We start from the raw sequence: 14,554 nt of genomic DNA, 5'->3' as shown, positions 1-14,554 counted from the left end.
AGACCTACATCATGAAAAAGCCTTTGCTCACCCTTGCGATTACCAGCGCACTAATCTCATCACCTTTTTCTACGGTTGCCGATACCCTCATACACGCGGGAAAAGTGTTTACTGGCACCTCAAAATCACTTCAAGAAAAAATGACCATTGTTATTGAAGGCAACAAAATAGCAGAGATAAAGAAAGGGTTTGCTAAGCCACAAAAAGGCGACACCGTTATCGATTTAAGCGCTTCAACGGTTATGCCCGGTCTAATGGATATGCATGTTCATTTATCGTCGCAACACGGCGGGCCGCAAACCTACTTAGAACGTTTTTCACTTAATGAAGCCGATTACGCATTGCGTGCAGCAAACTACGCAGAAATAACCCTAGATGCAGGCTTTACCACAGTGCGTAACCTAGGTGATGGCTATAACGAAACAGTGGCTCTAAGAAATGCTATTGCAAAAGGCTATGCTACCGGCCCACGTATTTACACGGTAGCTAAATCTATTGCGACTACAGGCGGACACGCTGATCCAAGCAATGGTATGTCTCACTTACTTCGACCAGACGTGGGCCCTAAACAAGGTGTTGTTAATGGCGAAGTGGAAGCCCGCGAAGCGGTACGGGCCCGTTATCAAGATGGTGCCGACCTAATCAAAATTACTGCAACTGGCGGCGTACTAAGCGTAGCCAAAAGTGGCCAAAACCCTCAATTTATGACCGACGAATTAGAAGCGATTGTCGATACCGCGAAAGATTACGGCATGACGGTAGCTGTGCATGCCCATGGTAAAGAAGGCATGAAACGCGCGATAGAAGCTGGTGTTGATTCTATTGAGCACGGTACCTACATGGACGATGAAATTCGCAAACTAATGAAGAAACACGGCACCTATTACGTACCTACTATATTGGCTGGAAAGTTTGTAGCAGATAAAGCCAAGATTGATGGTTTCTTTCCTGAGCTGGTTCGCCCTAAAGCAGCAGCCATCGGCCCGCTAATTCAAAATACCTTTGAACAAGCGCACAAAGCGGGCGTAAAAATTGCTTTTGGTACAGACAGTGGTGTATCGGCCCATGGCGATAATGCACAAGAATTTTCTTTAATGGTTGAAGCAGGCATGAAACCCGCTGACGCACTTCTTAGTGCTACCGTTAATAGCGCAGATTTACTGGGTATAAGCGACATTTTAGGTACATTAGAGCAAGGCAAGTTAGCAGATATTGTGGCTGTTCAAGGCGACCCGCTTGACGATATATCGCTTATGGAAAGCGTGTCTTTTGTGATGAAAGACGGGGTAGTTTACAAGCAGTAAGACAATAAAAGTGGTAGAGGTTACATGGCACTAGGTAAAAAGGTTAAGCATAAAACTAAAAAGCTTATCGATTCCAAACATATGTTAAAGGGCATTACCTTAGCGTCATTTTTAGAATCGACCATTGTTCCTATACCGCTTGAAGCCGTTATGGTGCCGTTAATGCAGGCTAGACGAGAGTCGCTCTGGAAAATAGCATTAATGGCCACTATAGGCTGTGTGATTGGCGCTGTTTTCGGCTATGCCCTTGGCTATTACCTTTTCGACCTTGTTGGCCAGTGGGTTATTGATACCTTCTTTAGTCAAGACCAGTTCGACAGCGTTAAACAACAAATGCAAAATCAAGGCTTCTGGTTTGTGATGACGCTAGGCATTGCGCCTATTCCTTTTCAAGTGGCCATGTTAGCTGCTGGCGCCACCCAATACTCACTCCCGCTATTCCTTTTAGCCACGGTTATTGCCCGCGCTATTCGCTATTTTGGCCTTGCAGTAGTGGTGTATTACGCAGGTGACAAAGCAGAGCAACTTATAAAACGCTACAAGATGAAAGCCGTGTTTGCTATCACGCTAGTGGTAGTCTTACTGTGGTGGCTTTCTAATATGCTCTCCTAATTGAAGAGCCTTTCGATTTGAGGGCGCTAAAGCTATCAAAATAGCATCAACCAAATCGTGTGAGCTCACCCTAAATCCCCATTTCAAATTACGCTAATAGATTTTTTGAACTTTACATTTGATAATGATTCTTATTTGCACTAATGTTATAAAAAACAGGAGGTGCTTATATGAATGTTCAACGTTTATGCCCAGTTTACAGAAAGTGGCTACAGCTAAACCCTTCTAGCGCACGAGAGCATCGCTTAGCAATGCAGGCACAAACGCAAAAAGCCCATCAACAGGGTAAGTTAGATTATGCCAGAGAGTTAGGTTATCAAGCCTTTGAAGCGGCTAAAGCTATTCTCAACGCGCTGCAGCCCACATCCTCTCAAAAAGTGAGCGCTGTGCAAGAAGATGTACTCGCGTTCGGCACTATGGGCATGTACTTATCTTCTTTACTTACTCTAGAGCATAAAAAACAAGAGTCTCATGCAATTTTGCAGGAGTGCCAACAGCAGCTAATTGCCATATTGCCTTTGCATGCCACTAACCCGTCTGTATGCCGGCTTATATCCGCCATTCAGCACACGCTAGAGCAAACCTACGAACCTCAAATTAGCAGACAGCTTGCCCCTGCAGCTCTGCATTAAATCAAACAGTTGAAGGAGCGAATGATGATGTCGAAACCAATCCCTAATGAAGACGGCTTTGTCTCATTAAGTGTAAGAGCATCTGTACTTCAAAAAATGCTTAAAGGTGAAGTTCTACATATGACAGATGTTCACTGCAATTGTGCTCACAGCAAACGTACGCTTCAAAACTTGCTGCTAAAAGCCGTTGCAGACAGTTCAGAACGTTAGCCTTAAACGCTAGCTAGTAAGCGTAAAATACAGACGGAAGCAAAACGGAACATAACTTGATACAGAATAAGTAACGAAATCGTTTTTATTTTGCAATTAAGCTATGAGAGGACACCGTGGAACCTTCGTCTAAATGGAAAGAGATAATCGCTAGAGCGGGGTATAGCGCCAAAACCGTCATGTACGTTATGCTTGGTGTCTTCATTCTTACATCTGTATTTACTGCGCTTAACCGTGAAAAAGCCTCTCAGTCCAATGTCTTTCTTACACTTAAAGAGCAACCACTCGGGCAGATCTTATTAGGCATTCTAGTTCTTGGCTTAGCATGCTATGCCTGTTGGCGTTGGCTGCAGATTTTTATTACCGACAAATCTGACGACGACAGCTGGTTCATTCACATCATAAATAAGCTGTTCTTCTTTATATCAGGCTCGTTCTATCTTGTTGCTGCTTACGCGGGAGGTAAAACCTTATTAGAAATACAAAGTAGCTCATCATCGCAAGGGAGCGGAAAGAAAGTGAGTGAATTTCTAATGCAATACGAGTGGGGGCTGTGGCTTGTAGCCGCGATCGGGCTTTGCATCATCATATTTGCCGTTGTGCAGTTCAAACATGCTTACACTGCCGACTTTCTAAAGAAATTTTCACTACACGCTTTAAATCAGCGCATTAGAAAGAGTGTAAAAGTAACCGGTCGCCTAGGGTATACCGCAAGAGGGGTCGTTTATTCCTTAGTAGGTGGCTTTTTTATCCTTGCCGCCATATTAAGTAACCCATCCCAAGCAGGTGGATTACAAAAAGCACTAGAAACCTTAATAAAGCAGCCCTTCGGCCCTTATCTCATTGCCGCAGTGGGCGCAGGCTTTGTTATGTTTGGTCTTTATTGTGCGCTAGAAGCGAAATACAGAAAGGTAGGGTAGGAAATTTAAATGGAAGGCGCTAAAAGCCTAAATTTGAATGATAAAAGGGCGCTTAAGCGCGCCCTTTTTTAATAACATATTGGTAAGGCAAGGTCTCTGTTTGAGACGCTACCAACGTATGGTCCATAAAACGGCAAAAGCTAGGAATATCTCTTGCCGTTGAGGGATCGTCAGCCGTGACCGATAAGGTTTCCCCATCGGCCAGCTTACGAATATTTAAACGAACCATCATCACCGGCTCAGGGCAACGTAAACCTAGCGCGTCTAAATGCTGACTTGCCGCGCTGAAGGCGCCATCAAAATCAGATGCCATAGTTTTCACGGTAGGCGTTAATGGCACTGATTTCATTTTCAAAACCGCCTTTCTCTGTCAGATAAGCCACAACATCGGCTAGCGATACGATAGAAATCACCTGAGTGCCAAAATCACGTTCTACTTCTTGAATAGCTGACAGTTCACCATTACCGCGCTCTTGTCTGTCTAATGCGATCAATACGCCAGACAAACTTGCCTGCTGCTGTTCAATTAATGTCATCGATTCACGAATAGCGGTACCCGCGGTAATTACGTCATCCACCAGCATCACCTTGCCTTCTAGTGGGCTGCCAACTAAATTGCCGCCTTCGCCGTGGGTCTTTGCTTCTTTACGGTTGAAGCAATAAGGTACGTCAAGGTTGTGGCTATCGGCCAGTGCTACGGCGGTAGTCGTCGCAATAGGAATGCCTTTATACGCTGGACCAAACAGTACATCGAACTCGACACCTGCATCCATTAGCGCATCAGCGTAAAAACGCCCTAGCTTGGCCAAATCGCCGCCGCGATTAAACAAGCCTGCATTAAAAAAGTAAGGGCTAACGCGGCCAGACTTTAAAGTAAATTCGCCAAATTTTAGTACGCCACGTTCAATGGCAAACTCGATAAAATCACGCTGAAACGCTTTCATGATGACCTCTTAATTACTAACTATTACGTAGGCGTTAAATACGCTTAATTGTCTCGCTTACGCAAGTGCCGCTTTTTGAATATCGAATAATTCGCGTAAGCCGTGCTTACCAATTTTCAACAGTTCATCAAGCTCTTCAAACGAGAAGGGTTCACCCTCAGCAGTACCTTGAACTTCAATCAGTTTACCGGTTTCGGTCATCACTATGTTCATGTCTGTTTCAGCTTCAGAGTCTTCAGTGTACTCAAGATCAGCGATTGGCGTACCTTCATAAATGCCCACCGAAAGTGCAGCAATCATGTGCTTAAGCGGGTTAGTTTTGATAATGCCTTTTGCACGCATATAGGTAAGCGCATCAACAAGAGCAACACATGCACCTGTAATAGATGCTGTGCGTGTACCGCCGTCGGCTTGAATAACGTCGCAGTCTAACGTAATGGTGTTTTCACCTAGAAGTTTTAAATCAATTGCCGCGCGAAGTGAGCGCGCAATTAGACGTTGAATCTCTAGCGTACGACCGCCTTGCTTACCGCGGGCCGCTTCACGACCGCTACGCGTATGGGTTGCACGTGGAAGCATGCTATATTCGGCGGTAACCCAACCTTTACCTTGGCCTTTCATAAAGCGTGGTACACCTTCTTCTACCGTCGCATTACACAACACCTTAGTATTACCAAACTCTACAAGAACAGAGCCTTCTGCATGGCAAGTGTACTGGCGAGTAATAGTAACAGGGCGAATTTGACTGGCGGTTCTGCCGCTTGGACGCATAGTGTTCTCCACAACGTAAATGCTTAAAAAAGGTAGCGCTTTACAGGTTTTTCGTGCGATATGGGAATAGAAAGCTCAATTCGCGGTCAAACCCTGTAAATTCGATGTAGCTACGAAATTGTGCCTAAGTATAACGCATTACCCGTGACCGATAAAAACGAACTTTACATGTTTGCTTATTGAATTACCTAAATGTGCGCTAATATACAAAATACAAGAAAACCTGCTGTAGAAATTCACGTATACAACACGACGTTCGGGTTGTTTTTGCAGGCTTTCAGTTAAATTTAAAGGACATTTATGATTTACAGCATGACAGCGTTTGCGCGCGTAGAAACCAAAAAAGAGTGGGGCTCAGCCGTATGGGAAATACGCTCGGTTAACCAACGCTTTTTAGAAACCTATTTTCGCTTACCGGAACAGTTCCGCTCGTTAGAGCCGGTTTTGCGCGAGCGTTTTCGTAAAAAGCTAGCCCGAGGTAAGGTGGAATGTGCGCTACGCTTTACCGCGAACGATGCTGCTGTAACCAAGCTAAGCTTAAACGAAGAGTTGGCTAAGCAAGTGCTTCACGCTGCCGACTGGGTGCAGTCACATGGCCAGTCTACAGGTGTAAACCCACTAGACGTTTTGCGCTGGCCTGGCGTAATTGCTGCAGAAGAAACTGATATGGATACCATTCACGGCGACGTAATGGCAGCGTTCGATCAAGCGTTAAACGACTTTATCAGTGCTCGCGCTACAGAAGGCGAAGCCCTTAAAGGTATGATCACGCAGCGCCTAGACGCCATTGAAGTTGAAGCGGAAAAAGTAGCTGCCCGTATGCCTGAAATCATGGTGTGGCAACGAGAAAAAGTGCAAACCCGCTTTGAAGAAGCAAAGGTAGAGCTTGATGCAGGCCGTTTTGAACAAGAAATGATTATGCTTGCGCAAAAAGTGGATGTTGCCGAAGAACTAGATCGCCTAAACGCTCACGTCAAAGAAACGCGCAATATCCTTAAAAAGGGTGGGGCAGTGGGTCGCCGTTTAGATTTTATGATGCAGGAATTTAACCGCGAGTCGAACACGTTAGGTTCAAAATCTATCAGCACTGACATCACACAATCAGCCGTTGAACTTAAGGTGTTGATTGAGCAGATGCGCGAGCAGATCCAGAATATAGAATAGGTTCCTAACTATAAGATTACTTGTTTTGTAATGTGTAGAAAGCCCTTTCTTTACCTCATAGTAACTTCTGACTGATGTGAGAAAGCGCTTTCTCAAAAATTCATTTTTAGGTACTTTGGTATGCAAAATGCGTTTACTGGTATCAACATAAATCAAAAATGACGTACCACATTTCCTTGAACTTTCCCGCCCTTTTCATAGCGAACCATATTAGATAACGGCATAATACAAAAACGTTAAATGATTGTTTTAATGAACGAGGTTTTTACACGTGCCTACCATTTACCAAGTTGCCGAGCGCGCAGGTGTTTCTCTATCTACGGTATCCCGCGTTTTAAACGGAAAAGCTTCGGTAAATGAGGTATTGCGAGGGCGAGTGGAAAAAGCGGTAGAAGAGTTGAACTACCGTCCAAATTCCGTCGCCCGCTCTTTGGCTAATAGCCGAACAGACAGCATTGGTGTGCTTGTACCTGAACTAAATGCTCCTTTTTTCGGCGACTTGATGCAGGCTGTAGAATCAACGTTACGCGCCGCCGACAAGCACGTCATTATTACTGTAGGGCGAAACTGCTTAGAAACTGAAAAAGATGCAGTAGAATTCCTAATAAGCCGTAATTGCGACGCACTTATCATGCACGCCGAAGCGCTTTCGGATGAATACTTATTAGAACTTAATCAGTCCAAACTTCCCATTGCTTTAGTTAACAGGCAAGTCGAGGGGCTTTCTGAAGCGTGCACTACACTAGATAATGAAAAAGGTGGATATCTTGCCACCCGTCATTTACTCGAATTAGGCCATAAAAACATTGCATATATATCAGGTCCAATAGCAAAGCGTGACGCCAAACTTCGTTTGGAAGGGCACAATCGTTCGCTGTCCGAAGCTGGGCTTTCGATTAACTCCGAGCTCATTTTTGAAGGCAATTATACTGAAGACGACGGAAAGCTTGGGCTACTGGAACTTATGGCTCGCGACTTACCTTTTTCCGCATTAGTATGTGCTAACGATTGGATGGCATCAGGAGCAATAAGCTGCGCCCGAGATTTGGGCATGAGTCTACCAGACGACCTATCAATTGTTGGTTTCGATGACGTTGTTTTCGCACATCATGTGTTCCCCAGACTTACAACGATAAGTAACCCTGTTGCAGACATGGCTGAAATGTCAGCGAAATATATTTTAAACAAAGTTTATGGGCAATCTAACGAAGTCAAGCTGAGCTTTGACCCCGGACTTATAATTCGAGAATCTACGACACTGTATGAAGGCTAGGGTAAGCTCTAAACCATAGCTGCTCCCAAATGACATGCGAGAGTCCTCTATATATTTAATACATGAAGCGAGCCGATAAACGCCCTTTAATAGTTGAAAATTAGAGCTTTGAGGCTGTTTCATGTGGAACATCGCCAAATGTTGGGCTTAACTACACAATATTTAATACAGGATAAGAAGGTACTATGAAAAGTTTATTATTGAGTTGGCTACTGCTTTGGGTCGGCGCAGCAATAGCGACAAGCGTTAGTGCCAATACAGATAAAGTATCGGTGAACCGAACCCTTGATGCGTTGCATCACAATGCCTCTGTTGCTAGCTTTGAAGCGTATTTCAACTTGTATCACGAAAGCGCCGTCTTCATTGGCACTGACGCGTCGGAAGTGTGGGACAAAGAGGCGTTTAAATTTTATGCGAAGCCCCACTTCGATAAAGGTACAGGATGGACATACCACCCAAAAGACAGACACATCTATTTTTCGCCTAGCCGAAATATCGCTTGGTTCGACGAGTTGCTGGACAATGAAAGTTTAGGCGAAACAAGAGGGACTGGCGTTTTGATAAAAGTTGGCGAAGATTGGAAATTAACCCAATATCATTTAGCTATACCAATTCCAAACTCGCTAGCTGACAGCGTTGCAGAGCAAATTAAAACCATGGATAACGAAAAAGCCCCGAATTAGAACGGGGCTTTTTAACCTATCACTTATGTACTAATTACTAGGTATTAGATTGGGTAAGCGGCTGAATCTCCATCTCAACACGGCGGTTCATAGAGCGGTTTGCCGCACTGTTGTTAGGCACTTTTGGCGAGTATTCACCCATGCCTACTGTTGTAATACGTGTTGGATTAACTGAATAGTTAATCAGTAAGTTTTTAACCGCTCCCGCACGACGCTCAGATAAAGACTGGTTATACTGCTCTGATCCAGTATCGTCGGTATGCCCTTTAATCATCAATACGGTTTTTTCATAGTTGTTAACGACTTTCGCAACATCTTGAAGCACAGGATTAAAGTTAGGGCTAATGCTCGAACTGTCAGTAGCAAAAGTAATATCACCAGGCATGATCAAACGTAGGTTATCACCCTCACGTACCACTTGAACACCAGTATCAGAAAGCTCGCTTCGAAGTTCTTCTTCCTGTTTGTCCATGTAATTACCAATTGCACCACCCGCAATGGCACCTACCGCAGCGCCCCATGCATAGCGACTTTTATCATTATCGCCAGTTGCTTTACCTAGCAATGCACCTACTACCGCGCCGATAGCAGCGCCTTTTTGCGTATTATTAGGGTCATTTGCACAACCTGCTACGGTTAATGATGCAGCAATCAAACTTACAGCAAGAGTCTTTTTCATAGCTTCCTCTTATTTCAATTAAGCCTCATATTAAGAAGCGACAGATGTCCCTTGCCACTCTCAATAAGCTCTGTATAAAAACTTTTGTTAATTACTTAACCTTGTACTTAAGTCTAGCAATAAATGTTCCACCACTATTTGCGATATAGTCAGCAGGGTATTGATACTACAACCTATACTTTAACTTAATAAAATTATTACTGTTAGATCAGTGATTAAGGTCGACTCCTTCTCATCTCGAGCAACTAATCTGACTAAAGTCTAAATGACACATGCTGAACGTAAGCTAAACGAATTAATTTATTTTTGCAGAGAGGGAAAAGAAAGTCGTTACAACACAGTGTAAAGACTACACTGTGTTGCCCATAAGTAACGTTTCAACCAACCGAAACCGAACGCTCAAAGAATGCATTTACATCTATTTTGTAATCTGAAGCAATGACAGCTTTCGTTATCCTGACGGTTTTATCTATAGATAGGTCAATATCTTTCGGGGTTAGGTAATGACTGTTACGAACGGAATAGAAAACTTTTACCAATGGCGTAAGAGGTGAATCTTTCTGTTCCAGTACCATGGCTAGCCTTTCGTTAGAGAGTAAAACAAGGCTACCTACAGGGTAAACCCCTAAGCATTTAATGAACTGCTGAACAAGCGACTTATCAAGTCGGGTGGGGGCATCATTCATTAGGATAGAGAATGCTCTTTGGCTAGACATACCTGCTTTGTAAACCCTATCCGCAGTCAACGCATCGTACATATCTGCAATAGCCAACATGCGTCCTGCTTTACTTATATCATTGCCTTTTGTTCCAGCAGGGTATCCTAAGCCGTCCAAGCGTTCATGGTGTTCACTAATTGCTCGTATTAACGGTTGCGCTATGTCTGTCTCTTTTAGATAGTCTACGCCGTGTTTTACATGCCCCTTCATAATATCCATTTCGCTATCTGTTAAGCGACCTGGCTTATGAAGTATTTCATCTGGAATTTTTATTTTGCCTAAATCATGCAAAAAACCCGCGTAGGAAAGGTCTTGAACCTCTTCTTCGGACATGCCTAAAAACTTGCCAAAATTCGCTAATAGAATAGCAACGTTAAGGGAGTGCTCTAGTAAGTAGTCGTCTTTCTCGCGAATTTTAGTTAAGCAAAGCAGCGCATCAGGATTTCTATCAACTGACTCCACCAGCTTGCTCGAAAATGCTTTTGGTATACTTGCATCAAAAGGCGTTTCCTTTTGAACACTAGCAAGCAAAAGCTTTTGAATCGCTTTGCCTTGTTCGTGAAGTTTAGATGCTCTCGTTAATTCTTTCTCGAGGGGGACTAGCTGGGGCTTCGCTGCCTCACTTGGGCTTGCCAAATCGCCTTTAACGTCAGTAGAGGAATATGCGCTCCCCCTAACCTCGAACGCTTTTTCGGTATCGATGGCAAGGGTTTTAACGCCTTGCTTTTTCAGTGTATTGACTAGATCAATTGATGTAACGCGCCCTTGGCTTTTTACTGTCAAGCTACCTTTTTGCTCTAATATTTGATGAACAAACATACCCGGCACTAGCTGATCTATAGTAATCTTTTTTATCATTCTGAATGCACAACACTTTTATTCAAACGCTATTATACTGCTACTGGGCAACTCCTGAACTCGCAGAAGCGATTAATACTCTAACTCCACCAGTATAGTGTGTAAATCTGGCTCCCAGCCGAATTTCTTCATATTTATTCGGTAGTTTTTTACTATAACGCCTTCTGCAGTTAAACGCTGTCGCTGCTCTTCTGCTTTTTCCGAACCTGCAGGAAAGGCAATCTTTCCGTCACTGCGCAATACTCTATGCCAATTACAGTCTACGTTTATCTCTTTTAAACATTTTCCCATCATTCTTGCTCTGCCTGGAAGCCCGCATAAATCAGCAAGCAGACCATAACTGACTACATGTCCTGAAGGTACAAAAGAAAGCGTTTTTTCTACTCGGAATTGTACGGCCCCATCTGGCATGCTGTATATTATCCTATCTGGTAAGTTGCGCAGTTAAATAGGTGATTGCGATAAATAAACACAGTTAGCATTGTAAAATAAAAGTAGAGAAATTAGCTAATGCGCCTTTATTGTCAAAAATGTGGATACCCCGAAGCAACGTGTATCTGCCCCCATATTAGCACTTTGAATACGTCGTTAAACATCGTCATTATTCAGCATGAAAAAGAAGCGTATCACGCGAAAAATACAGCAAGGCTAATCTCTTTGTGTATCCCAACAAGTCGTATTGTTCTTACAAACGATGTGCAGGCCATGCAACACTTGGAAAAGGAGTGCTCGTTCGAGCATACGGCGCTGATTTACCCCAGCGATAAAAGTATGCCGATAGAAAATACCGCCCATACAAGGTTACATCAAATTTCAACCTTGTTGTTAATTGACGGCAGTTGGAAACAAGCTTTTGGTATGGTTAAGCAGAACCCATGGCTTACCACTTTACCCGCCTTTCACTTTACTGCGGCGCCTACGTCTAATTATGCAATCCGCCATACAAAGCTAGAGCACGCGCTCTCGACACTAGAGGCGACTGCCTATGCGATAAGTTGCTTAGAAAAAACTGACGTCTCTGCACTTCACGAAGCACAGTGTGCCTTACAAAAACATTGGAAAGGGCCAAAGTCGCATAGAAGACAAGCCTAACGCTCAGAAGGCTACAGGCTTTTCTAAGTGTCCATTGGTACAAAGCCTCTATGCTCTTTAATTAGACTTATCCAATGGCGAATAGCGGGGTATGCTGAAAGGTCGAAGCCACCTTCATGTGCTACATGGGTATAAGCAAACAGTGAAATATCAGCTAGGCTAATAGTATCGCCCAGTAAATACGGTGTACTGTTAAGTTGATGTTCCATTACCTCAAGCGCCCGGTACCCTCCCGCTTGTTTAGACTCATATTCTGCTTTTCTCTCATCGGGCAACCCTAAATAAACATTGATGTAGCGAGCAACGGCGATAAAAGGCTCGTGGCTGTACTGTTCGAAAAATTGCCACTGTAACAATTGTGCAAAGTGATAGGACGAAGATGGAACCAAGGGCGTATTAGAAGCAAGGTAGTGCATGATAGCGTTCGACTCAGACAAAACTCTTCCGTCATCGAGTTCTAGTATGGGAATCTTACCGTTAGGCGTTTTTTCAAGAAAGGACAGCGCTCTGGTCTCTCCCTTCATTATATCAACATCAACCCATTCACAGGTTTTGCCTAGCAAAGAAAGCAGCAATTGAAGCTTGTAGCAGTTTCCAGAACGTTTATCGCCATATATTCGCACAGTGGTATTCTCAATACAGTTATGTAGAAGACTTCATGTGAGCTTAAGCTCACTGATTCACTTAGCAACATTAACGTTTATTTATACAGACAGCAAAATTAGAATTGCAGTATTTTTCTTTCAGACTGAGTAAATTTTCTATTTCTTTACTTCTTTCTGACGTCACGCTTTCTTTGATGAGGCACTCTATCCTTGCATCTAATTTAATCGCAAGTGACTGCTTTATCTTGAGTAACTTACGATAATAATTGATTAACGGAGAAACGAGTAGGAGCGTTAAAAACAGGCATAGTGTAGATATGAGAACCGCATCAAACAGATGAACTGACAAGTTTATCCAAAATACAGGCATTATTAACAACACCAGTAGTGTAGTAGATATAGTGATAGCGGCAACGGTCATAACACTTTTATACATCTTTATTTTCACAATAAGCTCCAAGCCTTCAGTATTGAGAAATGTCCTTAGATGCCGGTTAACTGTCGTTATTTGAAATATATAGAGGGACATGAGTAACCAGAAAGGTATTGCTCCCATTGCAACAATGAAGACTTCTTTCTCGTTAATTCTCGAGATCACACCTTCAGTTACCATGTACAAAATAGGCATAATAAAACCCAATGAAACTGACCAAATCAGGTGTTTTTTGAATTGCTCTGACAAGTTCTTTCTATGTAGCCAAAAATCATGACGTTGTTTAGTTACATCAAGGATCAGCAAAAGGTGCTTGGCAACACTCTTTTGCATGATTCTAATAGAAAACAGAAATGCCCCGCTTAGTAGTGATGTTCCAATTGCGGTATTGAAGTCTCGCTGTGCATCCTTAGTGGCGATATCTATCTGAATCGTGCCGCCAATAATATGAAGCGCAATCATAGAAGCTACGAGTATTAGGGGATACATTAAGTTTTCTAGTAGTTCAACTTTACTCATAAAAGGTTTTAACAAGGCGTTTTATATTTGCCCTTTGATGTTATGGGAGAAGATTAGAACCGTACTCCAAGAAATAGTTATTAATAATACACAGGCAATAAACCTAATTTTGTCTCTGGCAACAAAAAAATTCATCAATAGTGAATTTATTCTTTCTAGGTCTTGCTCGTATAACACAAGCTTTTCAGAAGACTGTTCTTTGTCCATTAACGCATTAAGTTCATAACATTTTTCCCTTTTACCTTTAAGCCACTGGGATTGTAGTTTAAGTACAGGATAAAAGAGATACCCCCCCACAACGCATAAAAACGATATCGTTATAGCAATATCAAACAAAGGAACGGTTTTGTTAATCCAAAATATAGGGAACAGTGAAAATGCGCCAATGGACAATGTCGCATTAATTAATGATAAACGAGCCAAAGATGAAAGGGAATTTAGATGATCAATGTAATCCTCTGTTTGATTAAGCACATACTTTCTTAGATAGTTTACATTCGAAGTAGACTGAATCAAAACGAGAAAAAACAAGAACCAAAAAAGTACTGCGCATAAAGTTATTACGTATTGACAAAATTTCACCTCGGAAAAAAGGGGATTGTCTATAATTACGTATACTGCGGTGGTGAAAATTGCTGTAATGAGACTATTTATTGTATCTAGTTGTAATTTCGAAAAAAGTTTTTGCCTATGTCGGCTCAGATGACTCAGCTGGTTTGTTTTTACCAACATCGAAATCAATGTACTCAGTACATTCTTATGATTTATTTGTAAACAAAGCCAAAAATAACCAGAAAGCAAGGTCATGCCAAATGCTGTATTGAAATCGATCTGCTCGCGAACACTTCCATCATTACCCAACATCAAAGCGCCACTAAAATAGTGCACACAGAGAAGAACACCTACCAATAAAAATGGATATAATCCTATAAATACACCGTTGGGCGCATTCGAATATGGATTTAGTTTCATCATTCAAATAATTATTTAAAGGCAGCTTTCCTTACTATCAACTGATGCAAAAGGCTTGAAGAAAGCATGCCTATGGGCCACTAATAACCTGTCAACCATAAGCGCTAAAGACAGCGTAAGCAATAGAAATAAACGTAAGAGAATGTGAACGACTACTTTTCGTT

18 protein-coding genes are annotated in these 14,554 nt (G+C 42.6%); 9 read left to right on the top strand and 9 right to left on the bottom strand.

The window, feature by feature from the left end; all coding sequences use genetic code 11:
* Positions 1-11 precede the first annotated feature (11 nt).
* The 5 genes from ACXAER_RS10310 (at position 12) to ACXAER_RS10290 (ending at position 3,678) form a co-directional block, all read left to right on the top strand.
* Positions 12-1,304 (top strand): amidohydrolase family protein, encoded by a 1,293-nt coding sequence (locus ACXAER_RS10310; protein WP_474828948.1) that lies wholly within the window; start codon positions 12-14, stop codon positions 1,302-1,304.
* Positions 1,305-1,328: 24 nt separating this feature from the next.
* Complete coding sequence (locus ACXAER_RS10305) at positions 1,329-1,916, top strand: YqaA family protein (RefSeq protein ID WP_474828946.1); 588 nt, start codon at positions 1,329-1,331, stop codon at positions 1,914-1,916.
* A 170-nt stretch (positions 1,917-2,086) separates the two neighbouring features.
* Positions 2,087-2,548 (top strand): hypothetical protein, encoded by a 462-nt coding sequence (locus ACXAER_RS10300; RefSeq protein WP_474828944.1) that lies wholly within the window; start codon positions 2,087-2,089, stop codon positions 2,546-2,548.
* Positions 2,549-2,575: 27 nt separating this feature from the next.
* Positions 2,576-2,758, top strand: a complete 183-nt coding sequence (locus ACXAER_RS10295; RefSeq protein ID WP_474803402.1) for a hypothetical protein — start codon at positions 2,576-2,578, stop codon at positions 2,756-2,758.
* 116 nt (positions 2,759-2,874) lie between these two features.
* Positions 2,875-3,678, top strand: a complete 804-nt coding sequence (locus ACXAER_RS10290) for a DUF1206 domain-containing protein (protein WP_474828942.1) — start codon at positions 2,875-2,877, stop codon at positions 3,676-3,678.
* 52 nt (positions 3,679-3,730) lie between these two features.
* Here the strand turns inward: ACXAER_RS10290 and tusA are convergent, their stop codons facing one another.
* From tusA to rph, 3 genes are read right to left on the bottom strand one after another with little or no spacing between them, the layout of a single operon-like run.
* A complete protein-coding gene (gene tusA / locus ACXAER_RS10285; protein ID WP_474830559.1) occupies positions 3,731-3,991 on the bottom strand; it encodes a sulfurtransferase TusA in 261 nt (86 codons plus the stop codon).
* A complete protein-coding gene (pyrE, locus tag ACXAER_RS10280) occupies positions 3,981-4,622 on the bottom strand; it encodes an orotate phosphoribosyltransferase (RefSeq protein WP_474803393.1) in 642 nt (213 codons plus the stop codon). Before pyrE ends, tusA begins: the two co-directional genes overlap by 11 nt.
* Positions 4,623-4,679: 57 nt before the next feature.
* Entirely contained in the window at positions 4,680-5,393 is a 714-nt protein-coding gene (rph, locus tag ACXAER_RS10275) for a ribonuclease PH (RefSeq protein ID WP_025257195.1), read from the bottom strand.
* A gap of 300 nt (positions 5,394-5,693) precedes the next feature.
* On the opposite strand from rph, the gene ACXAER_RS10270 reads away from it, so the two are divergent.
* From ACXAER_RS10270 to ACXAER_RS10260, 3 genes are all read left to right on the top strand, one after another.
* Positions 5,694-6,557: a YicC/YloC family endoribonuclease gene (locus ACXAER_RS10270; RefSeq protein WP_269917860.1), complete on the top strand. Its 864-nt coding sequence runs from the start codon at positions 5,694-5,696 to the stop codon at positions 6,555-6,557.
* Between the two features lie 271 nt (positions 6,558-6,828).
* A complete protein-coding gene (locus tag ACXAER_RS10265) occupies positions 6,829-7,830 on the top strand; it encodes a LacI family DNA-binding transcriptional regulator (RefSeq protein ID WP_474828939.1) in 1,002 nt (333 codons plus the stop codon).
* A gap of 185 nt (positions 7,831-8,015) precedes the next feature.
* Complete coding sequence (locus ACXAER_RS10260; RefSeq protein ID WP_474828937.1) at positions 8,016-8,513, top strand: nuclear transport factor 2 family protein; 498 nt, start codon at positions 8,016-8,018, stop codon at positions 8,511-8,513.
* 37 nt (positions 8,514-8,550) lie between these two features.
* On the opposite strand, the gene ACXAER_RS10255 is transcribed toward ACXAER_RS10260, so the two are convergent.
* The 3 genes from ACXAER_RS10255 to ACXAER_RS10245 form a co-directional block, all read right to left on the bottom strand.
* On the bottom strand, positions 8,551-9,192 hold the full coding sequence (locus ACXAER_RS10255) for a YiaD family glycine zipper/OmpA-like lipoprotein (protein WP_179985088.1): 642 nt from the start codon (positions 9,190-9,192) through the stop codon (positions 8,551-8,553).
* 377 nt (positions 9,193-9,569) lie between these two features.
* Complete coding sequence (locus tag ACXAER_RS10250) at positions 9,570-10,769, bottom strand: HD-GYP domain-containing protein (RefSeq protein WP_474828935.1); 1,200 nt, start codon at positions 10,767-10,769, stop codon at positions 9,570-9,572.
* 72 nt (positions 10,770-10,841) lie between these two features.
* The gene (locus ACXAER_RS10245; protein WP_474828933.1) at positions 10,842-11,180 is read right to left on the bottom strand and encodes an MGMT family protein; all 339 of its coding nucleotides are present in this window, start codon (positions 11,178-11,180) and stop codon (positions 10,842-10,844) included.
* A 99-nt stretch (positions 11,181-11,279) separates the two neighbouring features.
* On the opposite strand from ACXAER_RS10245, the gene ACXAER_RS10240 reads away from it, so the two are divergent.
* On the top strand, positions 11,280-11,861 hold the full coding sequence (locus ACXAER_RS10240) for a tRNA-uridine aminocarboxypropyltransferase (RefSeq protein WP_474828931.1): 582 nt from the start codon (positions 11,280-11,282) through the stop codon (positions 11,859-11,861).
* Between the two features lie 23 nt (positions 11,862-11,884).
* Here the strand turns inward: ACXAER_RS10240 and ACXAER_RS10235 are convergent, their stop codons facing one another.
* The 3 genes from ACXAER_RS10235 to ACXAER_RS10225 all read right to left on the bottom strand — a co-directional run bounded on the left by ACXAER_RS10235 (position 11,885) and on the right by ACXAER_RS10225 (position 14,393).
* Positions 11,885-12,484 carry a glutathione S-transferase family protein gene (locus ACXAER_RS10235; protein ID WP_474828929.1) on the bottom strand — a complete coding sequence of 200 codons (600 nt, stop codon included), beginning with the start codon at positions 12,482-12,484 and terminating at the stop codon, positions 11,885-11,887.
* Positions 12,485-12,554: 70 nt separating this feature from the next.
* Positions 12,555-13,418, bottom strand: coding sequence for a hypothetical protein (locus tag ACXAER_RS10230; protein WP_474828927.1), 864 nt, complete (start codon positions 13,416-13,418; stop codon positions 12,555-12,557).
* A gap of 21 nt (positions 13,419-13,439) precedes the next feature.
* Complete coding sequence (locus ACXAER_RS10225) at positions 13,440-14,393, bottom strand: hypothetical protein (protein ID WP_474828925.1); 954 nt, start codon at positions 14,391-14,393, stop codon at positions 13,440-13,442.
* Positions 14,394-14,554: the final 161 nt, after the last annotated feature.

Source organism: Alteromonas sp. AWJ4_199 (genome assembly GCF_056159165.1).
This window is presented reverse-complemented; position numbering and strand designations above follow the sequence as displayed.